We start from the raw sequence: 24,804 nt of genomic DNA, 5'->3' as shown, positions 1-24,804 counted from the left end.
AAGTTTTTCTTATGGAATAAGGAGCTGATAAAAGTGATGATAGATGAAAATAAAGAGCCAAAGCCAGAGAACCATATATGTTTTGATATTGGTGACATAACGAAGTTAAATTGTGAATGCATTGTAAATGCAGCTAATAAAAGTTTGCTGGGCGGAGGCGGAGTCGATGGAGCAATTCATAGAGCAGCCGGTAAAGAATTGCTTGAGGAATGCCGCACGTTATATGGCTGTGAAACTGGAGAAGCAAAGATTACAAAAGGATATAACCTAAAAGCAGATTACATTATTCATACAGTTGGACCGATTTATTCAGGGAAAGAGCAAGATGAAGTTGATCTGGAAAGCTGTTACAGAAATTCTCTTGAACTCGCAAAGAAATATGGCGTTCATAGTATTGCATTTCCGGCAATTTCAACAGGGGTATACGGATACCCATTAGAAAAAGCAATTCCTATTGCCATTGGTAGTGTGATAAATTGGCTCGCTGAAAATAAAGACTATGGAATGAAAGTCATTTATTCCTGCTTTAATCCGAACACTTATAATATGTTTCAGGAATATCTTACATCAAATGCCATAGAACTGTCAGAGATAAAAAATCGCATAATCGAATAATTGTTAAAAATCAGAGGATGAAAGATTTGTTCACCAAGGGGATGCTGTCCTCAACGCATTTCCTCAGAAGAGCTCTGATGAAGCCACTTCATTCCCCATTCACTCATTTTAATGAAAACCTCTTCGAAGTCACTGCCCTTTTCTGTTAAGGCATACTCCACAGTTATTGGCGCAGCCGAATGAACCGTCCGCGTTACAATACCGTTTGCTTCAAGGTTCTTTAAGACATCGGACAGCGATTTTGTGCTGATTCCTAAATCATTGCGTATTTCATTAAACCGTTTGGGTCCTGTGTGTAATTCACATATGATGGCAAAGGACCATTTGCCGCCAAAAATATCTATAATCTGCCTTATGAATCTTGCACAAGGATGATCCGCGTTTCTCATGCTGCACCTCACAATCGAATGTTTATACAGTAAGTGTACTAAAAGTAACTTAGTTAAAATATTTTGCGTGGTTTACATTTTATATTACCGCGATATAATAAAATTGTCAATAATCCAATAAACGTTTGAAAGGATGGTGTTATAATGAAAACAATGGTAATTGCAGGCGCCGGAAAAGGGCTGGGGTTATCTCTAGCGAAGGTTTTCGGGAAAGGAGATTTTCAAATTGCACTAATAGCGCGAAATGAAGAAAAGCTTCAGTCCATGGTGAATGAATTGAATACTCAAGGAATCGAGGCTTCTTATTATCTTGCGGACCTAACGAAAAAAGAAGCGGTTGAGAAGGCCATGGCTGATATTAAAGCAAAATATGGAGCAATAGACGTTATGGAACTCAGCCCGGTACCGACAACATCCCTTCCTGCCACGGCGGTGGACACGACGGTAGAAAATGCCACAGCTCCCTTTGAAGGGTTTGTAATAAGTGCGATTAATGTAGTCAACAGCCTGCTTCCGGATATGCTGGAACGCAGCGAAGGAGCATTGCTTTTTACCACAGGATTGTCTGCCCTGTATCCAATGCCTATGCTGGGCAACATTGGTATCGCCATGGCAGGATTGCGTAGCTATATCGCTAACTTGCATACAGAATTATCTCCCAAGGGGATTCTGGTGGCGCACCGTTCATTAGGACTGATGATAAAAGCGGGAACAAGTTCTGTAAATGACCCCGACATGATTGCAAAGATGTGGTATCAGGTATATACGGAAAAGCTTGACGGTGAACAGGAATACCCTAAAGGCGTTACCCCGAAAACAATGGTGTTTTGACACGATATTTCGGCCGACAAAGTATTTACGAACTTAAAAAACATAGCGTTTTATTATTGAATTTTCCCTATCAACTTAAGGAGGTTTATTAACATGACAGACAAAATGAATATTTCAACAGGTACTTATACGGAACATGTCCCTTCATTTTTGGAAAAGCCGGCACCAATTAGCGATGTTGCGGGGATAAAAGAATTTGATCTCGTGGTTGTTGGTGCGGGTTCCTCCGGTATACCTGCAGCATTAGCAGCGGCTGAATCAGGGGCCAAAGTTGCCGTTGTTCAGAAAGAAGCTACGGCAGCTGCAAATGGCAATATTGGTGCGGGAATTAATTTAGGCAAAAGTGACTCCGCCGACTTAGCTCATTTAGCAACTCACTTGGAAAAGGATTCTGATAACCGTCCAAAGAGAGAATTGATTGAACTCTGGATTCAAAACTCCGGGGAAGCGATCAGTTGGCTGCTCGAGAAAGGACAGGAGGCCGGTGCACAGATTTTTGACTTGGGCAACGGTGCACAGGCGGAATTAATTAAGGAAAATAACTATAAAATTGATTTTGTATCGTCCTTTTTCGGACCTAAACCCTATGATACAGGTGCGGGAATGAGAGATCTCGCCGAATTGGCCGTTAAAAAGGGAGTCAAATTTTTCTATGATACCCCAGCCAGGCAGCTTGTTAAAGACGGCGATAGGATCATTGGTGTGATTGGCGAACAGGATGGAAAATATATTCAATTCAACGCAAAAAAAGCCGTGATCATCGCAACTGGCGATTATCAAAATGATGAAGCAATGAAGAACTATTACTTGCCTGATGCCATAAATCTGGAGAATAAGCGAACCGGCAGAACGGGCGATGGTCATAAGATGATTGTTTGGGCAGGCGGTAAAATTGAAAATATAGCTCACACAAAAATGTGTCACGACATGGATTCAGGCCCAATGTGGGATATGCCATTCTTACGTGTCAAGAAGGACGGGAATCGTTTCTGCAATGAAACCTTAGGGATGTCAGTAATGTGCAATTATCTGCTGTCCAAAGAAGATAGCGGAAACTATTATCAAATATTTGATTCTGCTTATATGGAAAAAATGAAGGATTTTTCCGGCACATTAACGAATCCGGAAGACTTGAAGAACTTCATGCCGGAAGAAGATATAGAACACAAAGGCGTGATGCCGCAATTAATTGCAACCTTCAAGGCCGATACGTTGGAAGAATTAGCAGATAAATTAAAAATTGATGACAAGACAGCCTTTATAGATACCGTTAAGCAGTATAATGCAATGGCTGGAGCTGGGGAAGATACTGCCTTTGGCGTTCCAGCGAAATATATGAAAGCGATAGATACACCGCCATATTATGGAATCCATAAACACATTAGGTTTACTCATGCTGATTCAGGTGTTGAAGTCAATGGAAAACTGCAGTGCTTAACACCGGAGGGGAAACCAATTCCAGGACTTTATGCAGCCGGTAATGTCGCTGGCAACTTTTATGGAGCTAATGATTATCCTTTAACGATCGGCGGTTTGAACTTAGGCCATAACTATACTGAAGGATATTTTTTGGGTAAGAATTGGACTAACCTTTAGTAATCGTATTCTTTAATTAACGGCTTCTGAATAAGAGCGTATTTCAGAATTATAAAAAGATTAATTTATTTTGTATAAACAAAATCATACAGCCCATATTTAATTACATTCTGAAACAAAGGTTTCATAATATTTTCATCAATACTAAAATCACTGTTATACCAGGTTCTCAGTAATTCAGATGCCCCTGCTGTTACATAAATAAATAACAGATCGGCCTGTTCAGAAGAAATGTTACTTTCCTTCCGCCATATGGGGATGACGATGCTTTTTAAGGAATCCAGAATAAACTGGATTCCTTTTCTGGTACTTTTGTCATGAAACATAAAATAGAATAAATCTTTGTTTTCTTTTATACAATGGAACAATGCATCAGTTACTTCTTCAAAATCCATGTCATAGCGGTACTTTGACATAGCTTCCAAAAAACGCTTTGCCATATCCATTTCAAGGTATTCTAAGTAGTCATAATAGTCTTGATAATGGGTATAGAACGTAGACCGGTTAATATTTGCTTTGTCGCAGATATCTTTTACTGTGATATGATGCAGATCCTTTTCTTTTAGCAATTCGTAAAAACATTTATCAATATTACTGAGTGTTTTTTCTATTCGGCGATCTGCCATAATTACCCCTTCCCCACATATTCCTTTTCGGTGTTGGTTATACTACAGAAATTAGAATATTGCATATTGTTTTGCTTCTGTTATGATTATACAATAATTCTCGAGAGAATCAACAGGTGTTTGATTATGGAAGGAGAATTCTGATGGAGAAAAAATATGAGGTTCTTTTTACAGCTTCGGATATTGGAACCTTAAAGAGTGCTGTTTGGAGAGCCAACGATATTGCGGTAACATTATAGATAGAGGGGTCATCATTATGAGTAAGATAATACCGGCATATTTTGCAGAAACATCAGCAGATTATAAAAAATATGGGATACAGAAAGATTCTGTTGAACAGTGGGAGGATGGACTCCGCACAGAAGGGAAAAAAGGTGAATTTGAATGGTGGTATTTTGATACTAAATTAGAAGATTCCTCTTCTCTGGTTATTACATTTTTTACAGATTCTTATGTATCTGTAAAAGATGGATTTGAACCATACGTATCCCTTCACTTAACGCGGCCAGACGGACTGGAGATTGAAGAAGAGTTTAAGGTAGACCCGAAGAAATGCAGTTTTTCAAAAGAGCATTGTCATGCGGTAATAGGGGATAGTGTATTTGAGGGAGATTTACACACGTATCATATCTTCTATAAATCCGAAAAGGTCAATATCAATGTTACTCTGACCGGGAATGTCCCGGCGTGGAGACATGGAACCGGATATATCGCATATGGAGATAATGACTATTTTGCATGGATTCCATGTGTCCCGGAAGGAGATGTCTATGCAGAAATTACTATGGATGGAAAAACAGAGAAGTTATCCGGTACCGGTTATCATGACCATAACTGGGGAAACACCGCAATGTTCAAATTAATGCATCACTGGTATTGGGGAAGAGCAAAGGTCGGGGAATATCAGGTGATCAGCAGTTATATTACTGCTCAGAAAAAGTATGGATATGAACATTTTCCAATCTTTATGATCGCAAAGGGCGGCAGGATTCTTGGAGATGAGAATAAATATCTTTCGTATAGAGAGGAAGATGCAGCTTTTGATGAGGTGACAGGAAAACATTACTATAAGTCACTGATTTATGATTACGATGACGGCGAGCAGCATTACATTGTAACTTATAAAATGGAAGAACATTTGGAAAAGAAGGATCTTACAGCAGGAATTGATGGAAAGCCGGCATCCAGATTCAAAAGACTGGGAATGAAAATGGCAGGGCTTGCTCCGACTTATAACCGGCTTGGGGGAACCGTTACAGTTGAAAAAATAGAAAACGGTAAAGTGAACGAAAGCGTTTCAGCCCCTTCTATATGGGAACTGATGTACTTTGGTCTGGATGCGGATGTATAGAACGGAGTCAAAAAATAAAAACGTATAGCAATGAAAAAGCAGGAGAGCCATACTATCCTTAATTTTCAATGGGGGTGCTGCTATATTCCGCCTCTATTGCTTTGACCTTGTCATATAAATACTGATTGGCCGGGACGAGGATACCGTGCTTTTTTGCCAGTTTTAGCACTGTTCCGGCAAAGATCTCTAACTCAGAGGGACGTTTTGCCACCCCATCCTGACGCATGGAGGGCATCCCTTCCTTCGACAGGGTTCCAATAAGTGCTACATATTCATTTAAATCCTTCTCCCCGATCTGAACGCCCTCTGCCAGACCAATGGCAATGACTTCTCGCATGGCGGCTATCATGGTTCGGTTTGCTTCTCCTGCGGCCATACAGCCGCCATAATTGGTCTGATACACCATACAGGATTGATTGACGCCCACATTCAGCATAAATTTTCCCCACATCCGTTGAATGATGTCCTCATCCGTCTGATAGGGCATGCCGATTTCATTAAAATAAGCTTGGACTGCCTCTAAATTTTTCCGCTCGCAAGCTTCTTTCACCCCAATGCGCAGCTCGCCCATTTGGGTAAAGGTCAGTTCGTTTCCAAATTTTACAGCATCCATACCTTGAGCCACCGTGTCAATTAAATGCTCTCGTCCATATCTCTTTGCAAGCATATCTTCGCTGGAAATGCCATTGAGCACGGACAGAATAACTGTATTTTCACCGACACAGCCGGCCATCCCCTCTATCGCTGATTCCAGACCGGTATATTTCACGGCCACAATCAGCAAATCCACCGGTTTCATGTCCTTAAAGTCATAAATATGTAATTTATATGGTTTTTTGTTTTTATAAAATATCTGATCTTTATATTTCTTCACCCGTTCCGTATCCATTGCATAACAGACACTCTGAGAACCTTTTTTGTCCATGATATAAGTACCGTATAAAAGCCCCAGGGCACCCATTCCCACAATGGCGGTGGTCTCAATTTTCTTCATATTCCATATCCTCCTATATCAGCTGCAATTATATTATATATAAACTGTCGGCACAGTTCAATTTTTTTACTGAAATTGAGGCCGGCATAATTTGATTGACCTTTTGCCTGCCATAGCAACTATATATTTTACGTAATTTTATATTCCCGGGATTTATGCCGGGAATACAGGACATAATGATTAGATAGCCCTTGCACAAGGACTCTTTTTCATATACAATAAATCTATACAGCCTTTTAAGGCACAGAAAAAGAACGAGGAGTTTAGAGAAATGGAAAAAGATATACAGATCAGAGAGCTTTACAGAAACACAGACGCTTATGCCGACAAAGAAGTGCTTATAAGAGGATGGGTAAGAACGAACAGAAGCTCCAATAAATTTGGATTTATCGAGCTGAACGACGGCTCATTTTTTAAATCCGTTCAAATTGTTTATGAACAGGATGGGATAGAGAATTTTGATAAGATTGCCAAAGCACCGATTGCTGCAGCTTTAATGGTCAGAGGAACGTTGGTTCGGACCCCGGAAGCAAAGCAGCCCTTTGAAATAAAAGCGAAAGAAGTGGTTATAGAAGCTGGGGCTGATGCGGATTATCCCCTTCAAAAGAAGAGACACAGTCTTGAATTCTTAAGAGAAATTGCACATTTGAGACCCAGAAGCAATACCTTTTCTGCGGTTTTTCGAGTGAGGTCTTTAGTGGCTTATGCCATTCACCAGTTTTTTCAGGAACAGAATTTCGTATATGTTCATACCCCTATCGTGACGGGAAGCGACTGTGAGGGTGCCGGAGAAATGTTCCGGATAACGACTTTGGATATGGAAAATCCCCCTAGGACTGAGGATGGAAAGATTGATTACAGTCAGGATTTCTTTGGCAAGGAAACCAGTTTGACCGTGAGCGGACAATTAGAAGCGGAGACCTTTGCATTGGCATTCCGAAACGTATATACCTTCGGACCCACATTCCGGGCGGAGAATTCCAATACGGCCAGACACGCTTCCGAATTTTGGATGATCGAACCGGAAGTAGCCTTTGCAGACTTGACGGATAACATGGATTTGGCAGAAGCTATGATTAAGTATATTATTCATTATGTTCTTGAAAATGCTCCGGAAGAGATGGAATTTTTCAATAGCTTTGTGGACAAAGGGCTGATCGACAGATTGACCAATATTATCAGTAATGATTTTGCCCGTATCTCTTATACGGAAGCAGTGGATCTACTGCTTCAATCCGGAAAAGAGTTTCAATATCCGGTGGAATGGGGGATTGACTTACAGACAGAGCATGAACGGTATATTACGGAGGAAATCTTTAAAAAGCCTGTATTTGTAACAGACTATCCAAAAGAGATCAAAGCCTTCTATATGAGATTAAACGATGATAATAAAACCGTTGCTGCCTGTGACCTTCTGGTTCCGGGCGTGGGGGAAATCATCGGCGGAAGCCAGAGAGAGGAACGATACGATGTTCTTGTGGCACGTATGAAGGAACTTGGTCTTAAGGAAGAAGATTACTGGTGGTATATGGATCTCAGAAAATACGGCGGAGTGAAGCATGCGGGATATGGCTTGGGATTTGAAAGAATTATCATGTATGTGACCGGCATGGGCAATATCCGAGACGTACTGCCGTTCCCTAGAACGCCAAAAACAGCTGAATTCTAAAGGAGAAATGAATTGAAAAATAGAATCTGTATTATTTATACAGGCGGTACGATCGGAATGAAAGAAACACCCTACGGCTATGCTCCCGTACCCGGATATATGGAGAAAACCTTGCGGAGCATGCAGGAGTTTAAAGAAGCGGAAGTGCCTGACTATGATTTTATTGAATATGCGCCGCTTTTGGACTCCTCTAACATTACGGTTGAAAATTGGAATCAGATCGGAAAGGATATACGGGAACGGTACTGCGATTACGACGGCTTCGTCGTGATGCACGGAACAGATACCATGGCGTATACGGCGTCCGCTTTATCCTTCATGCTGCAGGGCTTGTCAAAGCCTATTATTCTCACGGGCTCACAAATCCCACTCTGTAAAGTTAGGAGCGATGCCAGAGAGAATTTGATCACTTCTATGATTATTGCGGCGGAGTACAGTATTCCGGAGGTGTGTATTTATTTCGGCGGAAAGCTGATCAGAGGGAATCGGTCTACGAAAGTCAGCTCCGATATGCTCATTGCTTTTGATTCACCTAATTACGGTCCCTTAGCTGAGGCCGGTGTAAATATTACACTGCATCAGAAACGAATTCGGGCGGAGAGCAAAGAACTGACCTTCTGTCCCTTCGAGAACAATCAAATTGCCGTATTGAAGATTTTTCCGGGCATCCAGTTTGAAATCTTTGAAAATATTATGACGGATAAATTGAAAGGTATTGTAATAGAAGCCTTTGGTGCAGGAAATATACCGCAAAACGATGATTCCATGATCCGAATGCTGCAAAAGGCAAAATCCAATGGAACCTATATCATTGTATGCACCCAGTGCCCCAGAGGATCGGCGACAATCGGACAGTATGAAACCAGCAAGCACCTTGCGGAAGCCGGAGCTATCTGCGGTTTCGATATGACCGTAGAGGCAGCGGTCACCAAATTATATTATCTGCTGAGCAGGCAGTATGAGCCGAAGGAGATTCGGATTCTCATGGAAAGCGATATTCGGGGCGAGCTGTCCCGCGACGTCTAGAACACAACAACTGAACAGAAGTATCGAGCAAAATCGTCAGATAAATCAAATATTCTGACGATTTTATTTGCCATATATAAGCTCCAATGTTATAATGAGGGGGTAATGGGTCGTGTATACAACACGGCAGACATTGCAAAAAAATAAATTTTGGGAGGACTTATTTATGAAGGGCTATACGAGCGATACTATTAGAAACGTTGCACTTGTTGGACATGGCGGATGTGGTAAGACTACATTTTTGGAATCAGCTTTATTGGCAACAGGCGTAATTAACCGACTTGGCAGAGTTGAAGACGGAAATACAGTATCTGACTACGACAAGATGGAAATTGAAAAAGGCTATTCAATTAACACTTCTGTCGTTCCGATTGAATGGAAAGATAGCAAGATAAACTTTATTGATACCCCAGGATATTTCGATTTTATTGGTGAAGTCAATGCGGCACTGCGAGCTGCGGAAGCAGCTGTGATCCTGGTGGATGCAGGTGCAGGTATTCAGGTAGGAACCGAGCAGGCTTGGAAAGCTTGTGAACGATATAAGAAACCAAGATTTATTGTTATAAATAAAAGAGATAAAGATGAGTTTGATTTTTATAAGACCTTTGATGAATTAAAAGCAAAATTTGGCGATACACTGATTCCTTTCAGCTGGCCGCTTTCAGCAGAAATCGATGAAGGCCTGAAAGAAGCCATTGCCATGACGGATGATGCATTAATGGACAAGTATTTTAACGGAGACGAATTTACAGATGATGAGATCAGAAAGGGCTTGAGACACGGCATTGCTGACGGAGTTATCGTTCCCGTCTGCTCTTCGGCTTTCTCGCTGGGGCATGGGATCGAAGGTCTGCTTGACCTGCTCATTACATATGTACCGACTCCTTTGGAGCACGGCCCTTACTATGGATTTAATGATCAAAATGAACATATAGAAAGAGTATCTGTGGTGGATGCTCCCATGTCGGCCTTTGTGTTTAAGACCATTGTTGACCCTTTTGTCGGTAAGATTTCCATCATGAAGGTTATCACGGGCAAGATCAATTCCGGTACGGAGGTTTTAAACGAGAGAACAGGCAAGGTTGAAAAATTGGGGAAGTTGTTCTTCCTCAGAGGAAAGAACCAGTTGGAGCTGAATTATGCGGAGGCCGGAGATATCGTTGCCGTGGCAAAGCTCCAGTACACTCTATCAGGAGACACGCTGTGTGATAAGAGTGATGTGATAAGGTATCTACCTTTGGACTATCCGGAACCTTCCTATTTTATCGCTATTGAAGCGGTAGACAAAGGAGATGAGGAGAAGATGGGAACCGGGCTGAACAAGCTGAGAGAGGAAGATCCGTCTTTTATGGTCACCAGAAATAATGAAACGCATCAGACGTTGTTGGGGGGCCAGGGAGAAATTCAGCTGGGGATCATCATCGCGAAACTGAAAGACCGATTTGGGGTTTCCGTAAAGACCGTCCCTCAGAAAATTGCGTACAGAGAAACCATTAAAGGACAATCGGACGTTCAGGGCAAACATAAAAAACAATCCGGCGGAGCAGGACAATATGGGGATGTACACATCCGGTTCTCTCCTTCCGATCAGGAATTTGAATTTTCTGAGCAACTATTTGGCGGTTCTATTCCTAAAAATTATGTTCCCGCCGTTGAGAAAGGCTTGATTGAGTCCTTGCAGAAGGGACCGCTTGCAGGCTGTAAAGTGGTCAATGTAAAAGCGGTGCTTTACGATGGATCGTATCACGATGTGGATTCAAACGAAATCTCCTTTAAAATAGCTGCTGCCTTAGCCTTTAAAAAGGGAATTGTGGAAGCAAAGCCTTGTCTTTTGGAGCCGGTCATGCATCTGGAAATCACGGTTCCCGATGACTATATGGGAGATGTCATGGGCGATATGAACAAGAGAAGAGGAAAAATCCTTGGAATGGAGCCGATTCAGGGCGGCGGACAGAAGCTTCTGGCAGAAGCTCCGCAGGCAGAGGTCTTTGATTACTCCGTATCCTTACGAGCCATGACACAGGCAAGAGGATCCTTTACACAAAGATTTGAACGGTATGAAGAAGTACCGGCACATTTGGCAGAAAAAATTATTGCAAAACATAAAGCGGAAATGGAAGCATAATAGAGTAGTAGGTTTAAAATTTTTTCATTTACATTCCTCGTTTATAAATAAACAGGTCAAAAAGGGAGCAACAAGGTTTGCTCCTTTTTTGTGTTGAAAAGTATCCTTTCCGATCAGGGAAATCCACTTTTCCCTTGGCATTTTATTCAATATAAATTATACTGAAAGAATAAAACCAATAGAATGACAAAAGTAAAAACAGCATGGCAGCTGCTTAGAATATAAAGAGGTAAAAAATGAAAAAGGCAAAAACAGTATTTGTATGTCAGGAATGCGGATATGAATCGGCAAAATGGATGGGACAGTGTATTTGCGGAGCATGGAACTCCATGGTGGAAGAAAAGGTTCTTCCGGTCAATGAAAATGACAGCCGAAGCCGAAGCATATCGGGAGCGGGCGGGCATACCGGACAAAGAGTAAAAGCAACAAAGCTTTCAGACGTTCAATCAGGAAGCTTTTCCAGAATGGATACCGGTATTCGGGAGCTGAACCGGGTCTTGGGAGGAGGCTTGGTGAAAGGCTCCCTCACCTTGATATCCGGCGAACCCGGCATCGGAAAATCGACGATTATCATACAGGCAGCTTCTAACATCGCCGAGCGGTATGGAAGGGTCTTATATGTGTCCGGAGAAGAATCTGAGGAGCAGATAAAAATGCGCGGTGACAGAGTATGCAAAGGGGATATGACCAACTTATTTTTGCTGGCTGAAACCAGTATGGAAAACATTGCGGCTGTTACAGAAGAATTAAAGCCGGAATTTATGATCATAGATTCCATACAGACCATGTACTCACCAGAACTGGATTCGGCTCCCGGGAGTGTTTCGCAGGTTCGTGCCTGCGGAAATGAATTGATGAAAATGGGAAAGGTAAAAAATATTCCGATTTTTATCGTAGCCCATGTGACGAAATCGGGAGAATTAGCCGGACCGAAAATCGTGGAGCATTTGGTAGACTGTGTTTTAAATTTCTCCGGAGAGAGAAATCAGGAATTAAGAATACTGAGATGCTTTAAGAACCGATTTGGTACAACCAGTGAGATCGGTGCTTTTGAGATGATGGAGGAAGGACTGGTTGAAATTGAAAACTTATCCAAGACCTTTCTGGAAGGAATGGAGGATGGAGCAGAGGGAGCTGTCGCTACGGCAGTTTACGAAGGGACGAGACCTCTGCTTTTAGAGATTCAGGCCTTGACCGCTCCCACGAATATTGGATTTGCAAGAAGAACGGCCATCGGCATCGATACCAACCGGTTAAATATGCTGCTGGCTGTTCTGGAAAGAAAAGCGGGCTTGTCCTTGATCAATCAAGATGTCTATGTGAATGTGGTGGGGGGTATAAGACCCGAGGGAACTTCTACAGATCTGGCGGTCGCACTGGCTATCTATTCTTCCTTCAAGGGACAGGTCGCTTCCGGCAAGACTTTGGCATTGGGAGAAATCGGCTTAACGGGAGATTTAAGATCCGTTCAGAACTGTGAGAAAATTGTAAGAGAAGCCAGCAGAATGGGATTTTCAAAAATTATTCTGCCGAAAAAAAATGAAGCGGCAATGAAAGAGCCGCCTGAGAATGTAAAGCTTGTAGGAGTTGCCAACATCCGGGAAGCCATTTCCCAGTTTGCATAAGATCCGGTACAGCCTGGCGTAAAGAAGCGAGTTTACCGCTTTGGTCTTTTCGACCTCCAATTTTAATCCTTTATATACAAAAGAGCGGGATAGGAAACCATAGCGTTCCTGTCCCGCTCTTTTGTATGAAACTAAAAGCAATTCTGCCTATTTCTTTTTGTTAAGTACGGCTCCGATAAGCATGATAATCGCAAATACGATCAAGTATGCAACAACGGCGATGCCGTGGGAGAAACAAGCAGCAACGATCATAAACACGCATCCGATGATAGCCAGTATCGGCATAAGGAAACGTTTAAATGCAGATAAATCGGTTTCCTTTTTGATCATCATAAGGAAGATCGGAACATACAGTGCGTAAATAGATACGATCGGAAGCTCCGATGAGTCGAAGCAGAAAAATCCGAACCATTTGGGGTCTGCCAGGTTTGCACCATAAAAGTACAGCAGCCAGCCGGCACATAACAGTACGCCTAAAACAGAAGAATTGGTAGGCATGTTGGTCACTTTATCCACCTGTCCGAACACCTCTGGATGAGGTCCTTCATTTCTCGAGGCGATGGAATAAATCCCTCTGGAACAGCCCAGCATTAGCCCGTTCAACGTGCCCAGACATGAAATAATGACAAATACAAAAATCAGTGTTCCGCCGACATTCGTAAACAGTGTTTCAAATGCAAGCTTCGCTCCTGCTTCTCCTCCGGCCATCATGACTTTATTGGTAACAGCTCCCGCAAGGCCTACATAGTAAAGAATGTATACGGCCATAATAATAAAGGTTCCGCAGACTAAAGCAATCGGTAAGTTCTTTTTAGAGTCTTTTAATTCGGCATTAATGCTGGTAGCAACGATCCAGCCTTCATAGGCAAAGGCTGTGGCAACAACTGCTGTAAACAGGGCATGTGACTGATTCACCTCTGTTACCACGTTTGTGAAATTCTGTGCAGTCATTCCGGTTTTCAGCCCTACGATGGTTCCGATAACGGCCATTAAAAATAACGGAATTAACTTGATAACTGTGGTCGACACCTGAAACTTACCGGAAAGCACAGGGGATAAGGTATTCAGCGCATAGCTGGCAATCAGGAAAAAGCATGCCATGGTCATACAGGGACCGCCCACAATGTCAAAGCCAAACAACACGCAGGTATATCTGGCAGATACCCAGGCCAGCACGGAGGTAAGCGTAGGGTAATAAATGAGTGCCATGAACCAGCCTACATAATATCCGTAGGTGCTGCCCATGGTGGCCTCTGCATAATCCACGATACCATTTACGTATTGATATCTTGTTGCCATAACGGCAAAGGTATATGCGCAGGCAATCATGATCAGGCCTCCGATCACCCAGGCAAGAATACCAAGAGGAAGGTTGCCACCAGTGGCATTAAGTACCTTTTCTGCTTTAAAAAAGACACCGCTTCCTATGACTATTCCTACAACCATTGCAATGGCAGTAATGAGGCCATATTTCTCTTTTAATTCGGTTTTCATTTTTTTCTCCCATTTCTTAAAAATATTAGTTTAAAAAACAAATAATAATAAAATTATTTTAACATTCAGACAAAAAATAAACAACAAAAAATTTGAACAATTCTGTTAGAATATGTGATAAAATTACATAGAATATCTTTATTTTTATCACAAATCCATCACTTTAAACCTTTAAGATATTTATAATAAAAGCAGATGGAGATGAAAAATAATAAAAGAGGTACATGATGAGTAAATTGTTAGTCGTGGATGACGAAGTTAAAATCCGAGAAGTCATAAGAGAATATGCTGAATTTAACAACTATGAGGTGGATGAAGCTGCAGATGGAATGGAAGCAATAGGACTTTGCAAATTAAACGAATATGATTTAATTATTCTTGATGTGATGATGCCGAAGCTGGATGGATTTTCCACCTGTAAGGAGCTTAGAAAGTTTAAGGATACACCGGTGATCATGCTTTCAGCCAGAGGGGAGGAGTATGACAAGTTGTTCGGCTTTGAATTGGGGGTAGACGATTATGTAGTTAAGCCATTCAGTCCCAAGGAACTGATGGCAAGAGTCCATGCAGTGCTGACGAGGAAGGCTTCCGCACAGCCGGAGGAACAGGATGTTCTTAATTTTAAAGGGTTATCCATCAATATTCCTGCAAGGACGGTTCTTGTAGACGGTGAAAAGATTGAACTGACCCCAAAGGAATATGACCTTTTGTTTTATTTGGCTAAAAATTGCAATCTGGCATTGTCCAGAGACAAGCTGTTATCGGATATCTGGGGATATGATTTCTTCGGTGATGATCGGACCATCGATACCCATATAAAAAACTTAAGAAATAATCTGGGACCATATAGAGATTTTATTGTTACTTTGCGAGGCGTGGGATATAAATTTGAGGCGTAGAAATGAAAATAAAGCTATCGAAAATACATTTTGATAAGAATAGCATAAACTTTAAGCTGTGGGCTTATTTTGTTCTGTTTGCTGCTTTATTGCTATCTCTTTTATGGCTTTTGCAGATTTTCTTTTTAAATACGTATTATCAGGAAATGAAGATAACGGAGACCAACAGAGTGGCCAACGTCATTGCGGAGAAATATGGAAAGGAAGACTTTGTGGACACCATCAGATCCCTGTCCGTATCCAATGATATGTATATCCAGATCGAAACGGATGACGCCATCTTGTTTTCTCCGGGGAATGAGTCGGGCAGGATGCCGATTTATATGTATCTGCCCGAAATGAGCACGGTTCGAAAAATGTTGTTTCAGGACAACCGCGAGAGCGCTTCTGTGATTATACCGGAAAAAAATCCCGGTCATGGAGATAAAAAAACCTTAGCTTATGCAAGCTTTTTAAAAAAATCACCGGATGAGAAAGTTATTCTGTATATTTTCTCTCCTTTGTTCCCGGTGGATTCCACAGTGGGAATCCTAAGGAACCAACTGATGTATGTGACCATTATTTCCTTGGGAATTGCTTTCAGCCTATCCTTATATCTGTCTAACAGGATTTCAAAACCAATACGGAGCATCACAAAATCTGCGGAAAGGCTGGCGGCGGGAGAGTATGGCGTTCCTTTTTCAGGCGGTCACTATACCGAGATCATACAGCTGGCAGATACCCTAAATATGACATCGGTTGAACTAAAGAAAACGGATGCGCTTAGAAAGGATTTGATTGCCAATGTTTCCCACGATTTAAGAACTCCTTTGACCATGGTCAAATCCTATGCGGAAATGATCCGGGATATTTCCGGAGATAATCCGGAAAAGAGAAATGCCCATTTGGAGGTCATTATTGAAGAGGCAGATCGGTTAAACCTACTGGTTACGGATATGCTGGATCTTTCCAGACTGCAGACGCACGTAACTCCTTTGGAGAAAAGGGAATTTGATCTTTCTGAGGCGGCTCGAAGCATTGTAAACGCTCTGGGAATCTATGAAAGCCGGGAGGGGTATCGATTCATTCTGGAGAGCCCGGAGGAGAAAGTTCTTGTCAAGGCGGACGAAAATCAAATAAAGCGGGTCATATCCAATTTGCTTAACAACGCCGTCAAATACTGCGGGGAAGACAAAGAGGTTCATGTAAAGATCTTAGATGAAGGCGGTGCGGTAAGGTGTGAGGTTTCCGATCATGGGATGGGTATTGCTCCTGATGAGCTGGATCAGATCTGGGAGCGATATTATAAAGCCAGCACCAACCACGTCCGGGAGGTAAAGAGTACAGGGCTCGGCCTGTCCATCGTCAAAGAAATTATCCTTTTGCACGGTGGCCGTTACGGCGTAGAAAGTGAAAAGGGAGTAGGCAGTACCTTTTACTTTGAATTGGATAAAGCGTAAGGTAAATTTTTGCAGAGGAATTAGCAATTTTATTATTGACAAAAAAAAAACGGTGTGATAAGATTAAAAATTCATATACTTGACATAGACCGAGCCGATAATATATACTAGAGGTATATATTGGAGGGATTGTTTATGTATACCGTGGGAGATAAAGTCGTATATCCGATGCATGGCGCAGGAGTCATAGAAAAAATAGAAGAGAAAAAAATTCTAGGCGAGACAAGAAAATATTACATCTTGAAGTTGCCTTGCGGGGATATGAAAGTAATGATTCCTGTAGAGAACAGCAACGACGTTGGGGTGCGTGAAATTATTTCTGAGGAAGAGCTAAAGGGGGTTCTTTCCGCCTTAAAAGATGATTCAAGCCAGATGCCAAGCAACTGGAACCGAAGGTATCGTGAAAATATGGAAAAATTAAAGACAGGCGATGTTATGGAAGTCGCCGAAGTCGTCCGAAACTTGGTTCGCATGGACAGACAAAAAAAGTTGTCTACAGGGGAGAAAAAGATGCTGACCAATGCAAAGCAGATTTTGCTCAGTGAAATTATTCTGGTTAGGGATATCGGACAAAACGAAGCAAACGATATTATTGACAGGGCAATTTAATCTTCGCCGGATTCGATACTATCTTGAGCTATAAAACCTCAAGCTCTCTTGAGGGAAAAACAGATTTGAAGGGGGGTGAAACAGGATGTTGAAGAAACTAATACGGATCATTCTGACTGTCGTTGGTGCCATGGTGGGATATGGTGTGTTCTTATTAAGTGAATTTATGTATGGCTTATCAGGAACTTCTTTGGAAAGTAAATTCACAGAAACACAGTTAGCGGTAACTGCGCTATGTTTTGCTATTATTTTTGGAATTTTATTTTTTAGAGCAGCCCCTAGTCTCGGCAAGCACAGCGTCAAGGTTGCAAAAGGAATTGAGTCCGATCTGCAAGGTGTTTCTACAAATGAAATTGTATCAGGAACTTTTGGATTGATCGTCGGTCTGGTCATTGCTTTTTTAGTGAGCCAGATTTATGCAACCATCCAATTTTTTTATATCGGTACCATTTTAAGCATCGTTACGTATCTCATCATGGGATATCTAGGTGTGATCATTGCGACCAAGCGGTTCAAGGATATAACTGGGGCGTGGCTGGCAAGGAGCAAAGGAGGACAATCCTCCAAATCTAAAAGTAAGCTGGCGGATGCCACTCCGAAGATTCTGGATACAAGCGTAATCATTGACGGAAGAATTGCTGACATCATGAAAACGGGATTCATTGAAGGAAATATTGTGATTCCGGAGTTTGTATTGCTGGAGCTGCAGCATATTGCAGATTCATCAGATGGACTGAAAAGAAACAGAGGTCGCAGAGGCCTGGATATTTTAAATAAGATTCAGGAGGAATATGGTATTGATATTTACAATACCGCCTCAGAAAAATCTCTGGATGAAATTCCCGAAGTGGATGTCAAGCTTTTGAAGCTTGCACAGATCATGAATGGCAAGGTTGTTACAAATGACTTTAATCTGAACAAGGTGGCGGGGATAAAGGGAGTAAAGGTCCTGAATATTAATGAACTGGCCAACACGTTGAAGCCGGTAGTGCTTCCCGGGGAAGATATGAAGCTTTTCATGGTAAAGGAAGGAAAAGAAAGCAATCAGGCAGTCGCTTATCTGGATGACGGAACGATGATTGTTGTTGAAGACGGAAGAAGATATATCGGACAGAATATAACGGTTACTGTAACAAGCGTACTGCAAACGTCCGCGGGACGTATGATCTTTGCAAAACCAAAGAGATAAGATATATATGTATAAAAATCAAAAGATAGCTGTAATAATAGCCGCTGCCGGATTTGGAAAACGGATGGGCAGCGGTATTCCAAAACAATTTTTAGAAATAGAAGGGAAGCCTGTGCTTGTTAAGACTGCTCTAGCTTTTAGCCGGAATCAGTATGTTGACGGCTTTTTTGTCGTTACGGCAAAAGAATTTGCAGAGAAGACCCAAGAACTCTTGAAAGGCATAGAAAAATTTCAAGGAGTGGCCGAAGGGGGAGCCGAACGGCAGGATTCTGTATATAATGGACTAAAGCTTCTTCCTGAGGATATCGGTTGTGTGCTGGTGCATGACGCAGCCAGACCTTTCGTGACGCAGGAGATTATTAATGCTGTCATTGAAAAGACAGTGGAAGAAGGTGCGGCCGTAGCCGCTGTTCCTGTAAAGGATACCATAAAGATGGTGAATGAAAGCGGCCGGCTGTCCTGTACCTTACCCAGGAATCAGCTAAAAAGCATACAGACTCCCCAGGGCTTTCAGAGAGAATGGATTGTAAAAGCGTACAGTCAGGCTTTTTCTGAGAAATTTTACGGCACGGATGATGCCGTATTGGTTGAACGGGCCGGATTTCCCATATGTCTGGTGGATGGAGACTATACCAATATTAAGATTACAACGAAAGAGGATATGCCGATGGAATACAGAGTGGGCACTGGATATGACGTACATCGATTTGATAAGGAGAGACGCTTAATTTTGGGAGGAGTGGACATTCCCTTTGAGTTGGGTCTGGCCGGACATTCCGATGCGGATGTTTTAGTGCATGCGGTTATGGACGCCCTGCTGGGGGCAGCGGCACTGGGTGATATAGGAAAACATTTCCCGGATACGGATGAAAGATATAGAGGCATTTCAAGCATGAAGCTGTTGGAACAAGTCTTACAGCTCTTGGAAGCAAGTGGATATTGCATAGGCAATATCGATGCGACCATCATAGCACAGGAGCCTAAGCTGATGCCTTTTATAGAGGATATGAAAATAAATATTGCTGAAACTTTAAAAATAAGTCATAATAAAGTGAATATAAAAGCGACGACAACAGAGAGGCTGGGCTTTACCGGACGAAAAGAAGGTATTGCTTCAGAAGCTGTATGCATATTGAATAAAATTTGAAGGAGATCTTATAGAAAATGAAATTATCGAACATGCATTTGAAGACTTTAAGAGAAGTGCCAAATGAAGCTGAAATTGCCAGCCACATTTTACTTTTAAGAACAGGGATGATTCGAAAGCTGGTATCGGGAGTATATGGATTTATGCCTCTCGGCTGGCGTTCCGTAAGAAAAATCGAGGAGATTGTCAGACAGGAAATGGATGCCAAGGGCGCACAGGAAATACACATGTCTGCGGTACAGCCTGCGGAACTTTGGATGGAATCCGGCCGATGGTTCAAATATGGGCCGGAGCTTTGGAGATTGAAAGACAGAAACGGCAGAGAATTTTGCCTGGGGCCGACTCACGAAGAGATTTTTACAGATATTGTAAGGAGTGACGTAAATTCTTACAGGCAGCTGCCGTTAAATTTGTATCAAATTCAGACGAAGTACAGAGACGAAGCCAGACCGAGATTCGGATTAATGAGAAGCAGAGAATTCGTTATGAAGGATGCGTACTCTTTCGACAGAACGTTTAAGGATCTGGATAAGAGCTATGACGATATGTATGATGCCTATGAAAAGGTCTTCACCAGGTGCGGATTAAATTTCAGACCGGTGGAAGCAGACACCGGAGCCATAGGGGGGAGCAATTCTCATGAATTTACAGCATTATCAGAGGTTGGAGAAAGTGAGATCGCATACTGTGAAAAATGTAATATGGCGGCGACCACAGAAAAAGCAGCATGCGTAGATGCTCCGGCGTCAAATGAAAAGGAACTGCCTTTGGAGGAAGTTCATACTCCGGGAACCAAGACCATTGAAGAGGTCGCTGATTTCTTAAAGCTGGATAAGACCCAGACCCTGAAAGCCTTACTTTTTGTGACCTATGATGACGATGGAAAAGAAAAGGGCTATGTGGCAGCTTTTATACGAGGCGACAGAGAATTGAACAGGACTAAGCTGGTAAATGCCCTGAATATTCCGGAGCATGCCATTGAATTTGCAGATGAAGCTAAAATGGCGGCAGTAACCGGGTGCGTAGGAGGATTTACAGGTCCTGTAGGTCTGCACGACTGTAAGATCGTAGTAGACAGTGAGATACCCGGCCTTAGGAACCTTTGTGCCGGTGCCTGCAAAGCGGATTACCATATGAAAAATGTCAATTACGGCAGAGATTATAACGCGGATATCGTTGCGGACATTAAGCTGCTGAAGGTTGGAGATCCGTGTCCAGTATGCGGAGCACCTGTGAAACATGCCAGAGGAATTGAAGTCGGGCAGGTATTCAAGCTGGGAACAAAATACAGCGAATCTATGGGGGCATATTATAAAGATGAAAATCAAAAAGATCAGCTGATTGTTATGGGATGCTATGGTATTGGTGTGACAAGAACGCTGGCTGCCATTGTAGAGCAGCATCACGATGAGAACGGTATTATTTGGCCTATGTCCGTTGCCCCATATCATGTGATCATTACGCTGGTCAATCCGGAGGATGAAGTACAGTCCAAGGTGGCTGACGATATGTATCAAAAGCTTTTAAAAGCCGGTATCGAAGTGCTTCTTGACGACAGAAAGGAAAGACCCGGCGTAAAGTTCAAGGATGCGGATTTACTTGGGATCCCGATCCGAATCACGGTAGGCCGCGGGGCTGCCAGCGGACAGATTGAATATAAGCGAAGAAGTGAAACGGAAAAAGAAGAGATTTCTGCAGCAGAGGCCATCGCCAGGGCCATCCGGACCGTTGAGGAGGAGAAGTAAGGAATGGAATTCCTTTCTCTGATGGAACTAATAGGAACTGTAGCTTTTGCAGCGGCAGGGGCACTGACAGCCATTGACAGAGAGCTGGATTATTACGGCATATCCATTTTTGCCATCGTAACGGCAGTCGGAGGCGGAATCGTCCGGGATGTGATAATCAACGTTCCGCCTGTTTCTCTGGTGAATCCCCTTTATGTTATTATCAGCCTGATTACAACGGTCATTGTTATTACAGGTTATAACAAGATTGTTCAATATCAAAACGTAGTCATGTTTTGCGATGCGATCGGTCTGGCAGCCTTTACGGCTATCGGTGCGGAAGCAGCATTGATGAACGAGGTGTATATGCCCCTTGTGGTCATAACATTAGCTGTTTTGACCGGAACAGGCGGTGGTGCTATAAGAGATGTAATATGCGGAGACATTCCATATGTTTTCAGGCAGGAAGTATATGCGGTAGCCTCTATTTTCGGAGCGGTAATTTTTATGGCGGTATATCCGTATTTCGGAAAATTTGCGGCGGTATATGTTTCTTTTGGTGTGACGCTTGCTACCAGATTAATATCCATGAAGTTTGATCTACATCTAAAAAAGGTTGCGAAGCAAGGATAGGAGTACAGTTATGTGGACCGGTGGAGTACGAGTAATTATATTTGATGAGGATAAAAGGATCTTAATGGTCAGACAGCATCATGAAAACAAAGATATCTGGATGCTGCCGGGAGGTGCTATCGAGGATTACGAGGATGCACGGCAGGCAGCAGCACGGGAAGTGAAAGAAGAGACCGGTCTGGATGTGACCATCGAAAAAATGGTCTGGCATGTAGAAGAGGTTTCGGAAAACCGGGGACAACGGTTCGTAAACTTTTTCCTTGCAAAAAGATGCGGCGGAAATCTGGAGCTTGGATATGATCCCGAACTTTTCGGTCAGGAACAGGTGATGAAGGAAGTAAGGTTTATTTCCAGAGAAGAGCTTAAGAATTTAGAAAATGTGTACCCGGATTATCTGAGGGAAGAGATTTGGGACTTTACCGATTATTTTTTCGGACTGGAAAAGTTTGAAGGACATTTGGAAAGTGAAGTGCTGTCGGTTTTAAAAAAGAGAGATAAAACATATGACAGCTTTAAGTTAAGATAACAAAAGATGGATAAAGACCTGACCGACGGTCAGTGCTATGACCATAAATATATTGTAGTAGGAGAAAAATGTATGAAAAAAATTGTCACGATTGAAATGGAAAACGGAGATATCATGAAAGGAGAGCTATATCCTGAAATCGCACCGGAGACCGTAAAGAACTTTGAGACTCTGGCAAAGGATGGATTCTATGACGGGCTTATTTTTCACAGAGTCATTCCGGGCTTTATGATTCAGGGCGGAGATCCTACCGGCACGGGTATGGGCGGTCCGGGTCATACGATTAAAGGAGAATTCGCGGCGAATGGTTTTGAAAACAATTTAAAACACACAAAGGGCGTTTTGTCTATGGCACGGGCTATGGATCCGGATTCAGCAGGATCCCAGTTTTTTATCATGGTCGAGGATGCACCTCATTTGGATGGACAGTATGCTGCTTTCGGGAAAATCACAGAAGGATTGGATGCTGCGGATAAAATCGTGCATACAAAAAGAGACATTTCAGACAAGCCAATGGAAAAACAGGCTATGAAAAAAATCACGATTGAAGAAATGGAATAATTTTATACTTTTCAGAGGATTAAAAAGGAAAATACCGCAAATAAGTGACAGGATTGTTACACTATTGTAATATATTAATACTTTGAGAAGCTTATTAAATTTTTAACGATACGGCTTGGTGAAAACCTTGTGCATATTGAATTTACAATATGTACGAGGTTTTTTTTATAAGATGTTTCTGTGAAGAAACAAGCATAAGGCTTGACTTTGTTGTAACAATCCTGTAACATGGCAAGGTAGCTGAAAATAATATGCTATAAGAGATTCTAAAAATACGGCACATCTCTTTGAAAGGGGATAATAGAAAAAAGCTAGGAATAACTAGTAAGGAAAAAAGGAATTTAGACTATGAATGTAAAAATAAAAAATGCCATGAGTGTTATGAAAGATAATTGTACCTTAGAAAAAATGAAACAGGTCACTAAAGATTTTTCAAAGCAACAAAAGACCATTGCCGGCGGAACAGTGGGCGTACTGGTCATTGCAGCAATTCTTTCCGTGGCACCGATCCCTCAGGGGTTATCGGCAGACATGGGAAGTAAGGCTATTGTTCAGCAAAAGACTGTCGGTCTTGAAAAGGCCGCAGATGATATACAGTGGCTGATCCGTATCGGAGGGAAAACCGTGTTGGCGGTAGATACGGAAAAGGATGCCAAAGCCGTTTTTGAAGGCGTGAAATCCTATTATCTAAGTAATAAATCGGATCCGAACGCAACGGTTGTTTTTGATAAGGAGTTTGGCTGGGATTCCTATGATGCCAAGGCACAAGGCGGAGAAGCCGCTTGGGTCATGAATGTTCCAGATGCAATCGCTTATATCATAAAAGGAACAGCCACCCCTAAAACGTATGTTGTTCAGGGCGGAGATACCGCTTGGGATATCGCTGTAAAAAATGGAGTGTCTCCGGAAGAACTGGAAAAGATGAATCCTGGAATCAGCACTTCCAATTTACAGATCGGTTCGGTAGTCAATTTATATGAATCCAAACCTTTTATAGCGATTACGACAACGGAAACTGTAGTAGGAACGGAAACCATACCGTATGAGACGACGTATGAGGACAGCTCTTCTTTGTATAAAGGCCAGTCTAAAGTAAAGACGGCCGGCGTAGCGGGAAGTAAGCAGGTCACTTCTCAGGTAGTCAAACAAAATGGCGTAATAGTTGCATCTAATGTGCTAAGCGAACAGGTTTTAGCTCAGCCGCAGAATCAGGTTTCCTTAAAGGGAACCGGGGCTGCTCCGATTTATCTGGCAAGTACAGGAGCTACAGGCAAATTCAGCGGTGTATTGAGTGCTCCGATGAGCCATATTGAGGTATCTTCCGGTTATGGAGCAAGCAGAGGCAGCAGGAGGCATGCCGGAGTGGATTTAAGAAATCCGGCAGGCACACCGTTTGGAGCTGCTGCAGATGGCGTAGTTATTTATGCAGGGTATTCCGGGTCGTATGGTAATATTGTAAAGGTAGATCACGGCGGCGGTCTCCAGACGTATTATGCACATTGCAGCAGCATGTGCGTTTCCGCCGGACAAAGGGTTACGAAAGGTCAGACCCTCGGCACAGTGGGAAGTACAGGAAATGCCACAGGAAATGTCCTTCACTTTGAAGTCCGAGTCAATGGTGCAGCACAAAACCCACTCAATTATATTTAAACTTGTTTTAATTGTAGTGAAATGGGTATACAACTTAAGAAGATTATTGTATAATTTTAGGGCAGGTTTACCTGCCCTATGTTTTT

The 24,804-nt window shown here is 42.4% G+C and carries 22 protein-coding genes and 1 pseudogene; 19 read left to right on the top strand and 4 right to left on the bottom strand.

The genetic code is table 11. The features are described 5' to 3' along the window. Nucleotides 1-36: 36 nt before the first annotated feature. Nucleotides 37-615 carry an O-acetyl-ADP-ribose deacetylase gene (locus EQM06_RS10200; RefSeq protein WP_128746339.1) on the top strand — a complete coding sequence of 193 codons (579 nt, stop codon included), beginning with the start codon at nucleotides 37-39 and terminating at the stop codon, nucleotides 613-615. A 50-nt stretch (nucleotides 616-665) separates the two neighbouring features. Here the strand turns inward: EQM06_RS10200 and EQM06_RS10195 are convergent, their stop codons facing one another. Beyond that, a complete protein-coding gene (locus tag EQM06_RS10195) occupies nucleotides 666-1,004 on the bottom strand; it encodes a winged helix-turn-helix transcriptional regulator (RefSeq protein WP_128746338.1) in 339 nt (112 codons plus the stop codon). Between the two features lie 144 nt (nucleotides 1,005-1,148). Between EQM06_RS10195 and EQM06_RS10190 the strand changes: the two genes are divergently transcribed. Both EQM06_RS10190 and EQM06_RS10185 read left to right on the top strand, forming a co-directional pair. Then, the gene (locus tag EQM06_RS10190; RefSeq protein ID WP_128746337.1) at nucleotides 1,149-1,835 is read left to right on the top strand and encodes an SDR family NAD(P)-dependent oxidoreductase; all 687 of its coding nucleotides are present in this window, start codon (nucleotides 1,149-1,151) and stop codon (nucleotides 1,833-1,835) included. Nucleotides 1,836-1,928: 93 nt separating this feature from the next. Then, entirely contained in the window at nucleotides 1,929-3,431 is a 1,503-nt protein-coding gene (locus EQM06_RS10185) for an FAD-dependent oxidoreductase (RefSeq protein WP_205666548.1), read from the top strand. 65 nt (nucleotides 3,432-3,496) lie between these two features. On the opposite strand, the gene EQM06_RS10180 is transcribed toward EQM06_RS10185, so the two are convergent. Next, on the bottom strand, nucleotides 3,497-4,057 hold the full coding sequence (locus EQM06_RS10180) for a TetR/AcrR family transcriptional regulator (RefSeq protein WP_128746336.1): 561 nt from the start codon (nucleotides 4,055-4,057) through the stop codon (nucleotides 3,497-3,499). A 256-nt stretch (nucleotides 4,058-4,313) separates the two neighbouring features. On the opposite strand from EQM06_RS10180, the gene EQM06_RS10175 reads away from it, so the two are divergent. After that, on the top strand, nucleotides 4,314-5,408 hold the full coding sequence (locus EQM06_RS10175; RefSeq protein ID WP_128746335.1) for a lipocalin-like domain-containing protein: 1,095 nt from the start codon (nucleotides 4,314-4,316) through the stop codon (nucleotides 5,406-5,408). A 58-nt stretch (nucleotides 5,409-5,466) separates the two neighbouring features. Here the strand turns inward: EQM06_RS10175 and EQM06_RS10170 are convergent, their stop codons facing one another. After that, nucleotides 5,467-6,402: a ketopantoate reductase family protein gene (locus tag EQM06_RS10170; RefSeq protein ID WP_128746334.1), complete on the bottom strand. Its 936-nt coding sequence runs from the start codon at nucleotides 6,400-6,402 to the stop codon at nucleotides 5,467-5,469. 271 nt (nucleotides 6,403-6,673) lie between these two features. Between EQM06_RS10170 and asnS the strand changes: the two genes are divergently transcribed. The 4 genes from asnS (at nucleotide 6,674) to radA (ending at nucleotide 12,847) form a co-directional block, all read left to right on the top strand. Further along, a complete protein-coding gene (asnS, locus tag EQM06_RS10165; RefSeq protein ID WP_128746333.1) occupies nucleotides 6,674-8,071 on the top strand; it encodes an asparagine--tRNA ligase in 1,398 nt (465 codons plus the stop codon). A 12-nt stretch (nucleotides 8,072-8,083) separates the two neighbouring features. Next, nucleotides 8,084-9,097, top strand: a complete 1,014-nt coding sequence (gene ansA / locus EQM06_RS10160; RefSeq protein WP_128746332.1) for an asparaginase — start codon at nucleotides 8,084-8,086, stop codon at nucleotides 9,095-9,097. A 166-nt stretch (nucleotides 9,098-9,263) separates the two neighbouring features. Next, complete coding sequence (locus tag EQM06_RS10155; protein ID WP_128746331.1) at nucleotides 9,264-11,222, top strand: elongation factor G; 1,959 nt, start codon at nucleotides 9,264-9,266, stop codon at nucleotides 11,220-11,222. Nucleotides 11,223-11,458: 236 nt separating this feature from the next. Further along, complete coding sequence (gene radA / locus EQM06_RS10150; protein ID WP_128746330.1) at nucleotides 11,459-12,847, top strand: DNA repair protein RadA; 1,389 nt, start codon at nucleotides 11,459-11,461, stop codon at nucleotides 12,845-12,847. A 147-nt stretch (nucleotides 12,848-12,994) separates the two neighbouring features. Here radA and EQM06_RS10145 read toward each other — a convergent pair whose 3' ends face one another. After that, the gene (locus EQM06_RS10145) at nucleotides 12,995-14,341 is read right to left on the bottom strand and encodes an APC family permease (RefSeq protein ID WP_128746329.1); all 1,347 of its coding nucleotides are present in this window, start codon (nucleotides 14,339-14,341) and stop codon (nucleotides 12,995-12,997) included. Nucleotides 14,342-14,568: 227 nt separating this feature from the next. Between EQM06_RS10145 and EQM06_RS10140 the strand changes: the two genes are divergently transcribed. The 11 genes and pseudogenes from EQM06_RS10140 (at nucleotide 14,569) to EQM06_RS10095 (ending at nucleotide 24,718) form a co-directional block, all read left to right on the top strand. Further along, complete coding sequence (locus tag EQM06_RS10140; protein WP_128746328.1) at nucleotides 14,569-15,240, top strand: response regulator transcription factor; 672 nt, start codon at nucleotides 14,569-14,571, stop codon at nucleotides 15,238-15,240. A 2-nt stretch (nucleotides 15,241-15,242) separates the two neighbouring features. Further along, complete coding sequence (locus tag EQM06_RS10135) at nucleotides 15,243-16,679, top strand: sensor histidine kinase (protein ID WP_128746327.1); 1,437 nt, start codon at nucleotides 15,243-15,245, stop codon at nucleotides 16,677-16,679. A 135-nt stretch (nucleotides 16,680-16,814) separates the two neighbouring features. Continuing rightward, nucleotides 16,815-17,288 carry a CarD family transcriptional regulator gene (locus tag EQM06_RS10130; protein ID WP_128746326.1) on the top strand — a complete coding sequence of 158 codons (474 nt, stop codon included), beginning with the start codon at nucleotides 16,815-16,817 and terminating at the stop codon, nucleotides 17,286-17,288. A gap of 85 nt (nucleotides 17,289-17,373) precedes the next feature. Continuing rightward, nucleotides 17,374-18,477, top strand: a complete 1,104-nt coding sequence (locus EQM06_RS10125; protein ID WP_128746325.1) for a PIN/TRAM domain-containing protein — start codon at nucleotides 17,374-17,376, stop codon at nucleotides 18,475-18,477. 7 nt (nucleotides 18,478-18,484) lie between these two features. Then, nucleotides 18,485-19,132 (top strand): annotated as a pseudogene (ispD, locus tag EQM06_RS13425) (2-C-methyl-D-erythritol 4-phosphate cytidylyltransferase); the annotation flags it as partial. A gap of 6 nt (nucleotides 19,133-19,138) precedes the next feature. Further along, nucleotides 19,139-19,624 carry a 2-C-methyl-D-erythritol 2,4-cyclodiphosphate synthase gene (gene ispF / locus EQM06_RS13420; protein ID WP_334295836.1) on the top strand — a complete coding sequence of 162 codons (486 nt, stop codon included), beginning with the start codon at nucleotides 19,139-19,141 and terminating at the stop codon, nucleotides 19,622-19,624. Nucleotides 19,625-19,641: 17 nt separating this feature from the next. Next, nucleotides 19,642-21,369: a proline--tRNA ligase gene (locus EQM06_RS10115; protein ID WP_128746323.1), complete on the top strand. Its 1,728-nt coding sequence runs from the start codon at nucleotides 19,642-19,644 to the stop codon at nucleotides 21,367-21,369. Between the two features lie 3 nt (nucleotides 21,370-21,372). Then, nucleotides 21,373-21,981, top strand: coding sequence for a trimeric intracellular cation channel family protein (locus EQM06_RS10110; RefSeq protein WP_128746322.1), 609 nt, complete (start codon nucleotides 21,373-21,375; stop codon nucleotides 21,979-21,981). 10 nt (nucleotides 21,982-21,991) lie between these two features. Then, a complete protein-coding gene (locus EQM06_RS10105; protein WP_128746321.1) occupies nucleotides 21,992-22,507 on the top strand; it encodes an NUDIX domain-containing protein in 516 nt (171 codons plus the stop codon). A 72-nt stretch (nucleotides 22,508-22,579) separates the two neighbouring features. Next, nucleotides 22,580-23,068 carry a peptidylprolyl isomerase gene (locus EQM06_RS10100; RefSeq protein WP_128746320.1) on the top strand — a complete coding sequence of 163 codons (489 nt, stop codon included), beginning with the start codon at nucleotides 22,580-22,582 and terminating at the stop codon, nucleotides 23,066-23,068. A gap of 348 nt (nucleotides 23,069-23,416) precedes the next feature. Continuing rightward, a complete protein-coding gene (locus EQM06_RS10095; protein ID WP_128746319.1) occupies nucleotides 23,417-24,718 on the top strand; it encodes a M23 family metallopeptidase in 1,302 nt (433 codons plus the stop codon). The last annotated feature ends 86 nt before the right edge of the window (nucleotides 24,719-24,804 follow it).

The sequence above is a fragment of the Aminipila luticellarii genome (assembly GCF_004103735.1).
GTDB lineage: Bacteria > Bacillota > Clostridia > Peptostreptococcales > Anaerovoracaceae > Aminipila > Aminipila luticellarii.
Note: the sequence above shows the minus strand (reverse complement) of the source record. Positions and strands in the feature narration are given on the sequence as shown.

What these genes read in the sequence shown, in the direction of transcription:
- EQM06_RS10200 (WP_128746339.1), top strand. Translation starts at nt 37, where the DNA reads ATGATAGATGAAAATAAAGAGCCAAAGCCAGAGAACCATATATGTTTT.
- EQM06_RS10195 (WP_128746338.1), bottom strand. Translation starts at nt 1,004, where the DNA reads ATGAGAAACGCGGATCATCCTTGTGCAAGATTCATAAGGCAGATTATA.
- EQM06_RS10190 (WP_128746337.1), top strand. Translation starts at nt 1,149, where the DNA reads ATGAAAACAATGGTAATTGCAGGCGCCGGAAAAGGGCTGGGGTTATCT.
- EQM06_RS10185 (WP_205666548.1), top strand. Translation starts at nt 1,929, where the DNA reads ATGACAGACAAAATGAATATTTCAACAGGTACTTATACGGAACATGTC.
- EQM06_RS10180 (WP_128746336.1), bottom strand. Translation starts at nt 4,057, where the DNA reads ATGGCAGATCGCCGAATAGAAAAAACACTCAGTAATATTGATAAATGT.
- EQM06_RS10175 (WP_128746335.1), top strand. Translation starts at nt 4,314, where the DNA reads ATGAGTAAGATAATACCGGCATATTTTGCAGAAACATCAGCAGATTAT.
- EQM06_RS10170 (WP_128746334.1), bottom strand. Translation starts at nt 6,402, where the DNA reads ATGAAGAAAATTGAGACCACCGCCATTGTGGGAATGGGTGCCCTGGGG.
- asnS (WP_128746333.1), top strand. Translation starts at nt 6,674, where the DNA reads ATGGAAAAAGATATACAGATCAGAGAGCTTTACAGAAACACAGACGCT.
- EQM06_RS10155 (WP_128746331.1), top strand. Translation starts at nt 9,264, where the DNA reads ATGAAGGGCTATACGAGCGATACTATTAGAAACGTTGCACTTGTTGGA.
- radA (WP_128746330.1), top strand. Translation starts at nt 11,459, where the DNA reads ATGAAAAAGGCAAAAACAGTATTTGTATGTCAGGAATGCGGATATGAA.
- EQM06_RS10145 (WP_128746329.1), bottom strand. Translation starts at nt 14,341, where the DNA reads ATGAAAACCGAATTAAAAGAGAAATATGGCCTCATTACTGCCATTGCA.
- EQM06_RS10140 (WP_128746328.1), top strand. Translation starts at nt 14,569, where the DNA reads ATGAGTAAATTGTTAGTCGTGGATGACGAAGTTAAAATCCGAGAAGTC.
- EQM06_RS10135 (WP_128746327.1), top strand. Translation starts at nt 15,243, where the DNA reads ATGAAAATAAAGCTATCGAAAATACATTTTGATAAGAATAGCATAAAC.
- EQM06_RS10130 (WP_128746326.1), top strand. Translation starts at nt 16,815, where the DNA reads ATGTATACCGTGGGAGATAAAGTCGTATATCCGATGCATGGCGCAGGA.
- EQM06_RS10125 (WP_128746325.1), top strand. Translation starts at nt 17,374, where the DNA reads ATGTTGAAGAAACTAATACGGATCATTCTGACTGTCGTTGGTGCCATG.
- ispF (WP_334295836.1), top strand. Translation starts at nt 19,139, where the DNA reads ATGCCGATGGAATACAGAGTGGGCACTGGATATGACGTACATCGATTT.
- EQM06_RS10115 (WP_128746323.1), top strand. Translation starts at nt 19,642, where the DNA reads ATGAAATTATCGAACATGCATTTGAAGACTTTAAGAGAAGTGCCAAAT.
- EQM06_RS10110 (WP_128746322.1), top strand. Translation starts at nt 21,373, where the DNA reads ATGGAATTCCTTTCTCTGATGGAACTAATAGGAACTGTAGCTTTTGCA.
- EQM06_RS10105 (WP_128746321.1), top strand. Translation starts at nt 21,992, where the DNA reads ATGTGGACCGGTGGAGTACGAGTAATTATATTTGATGAGGATAAAAGG.
- EQM06_RS10100 (WP_128746320.1), top strand. Translation starts at nt 22,580, where the DNA reads ATGAAAAAAATTGTCACGATTGAAATGGAAAACGGAGATATCATGAAA.
- EQM06_RS10095 (WP_128746319.1), top strand. Translation starts at nt 23,417, where the DNA reads ATGAATGTAAAAATAAAAAATGCCATGAGTGTTATGAAAGATAATTGT.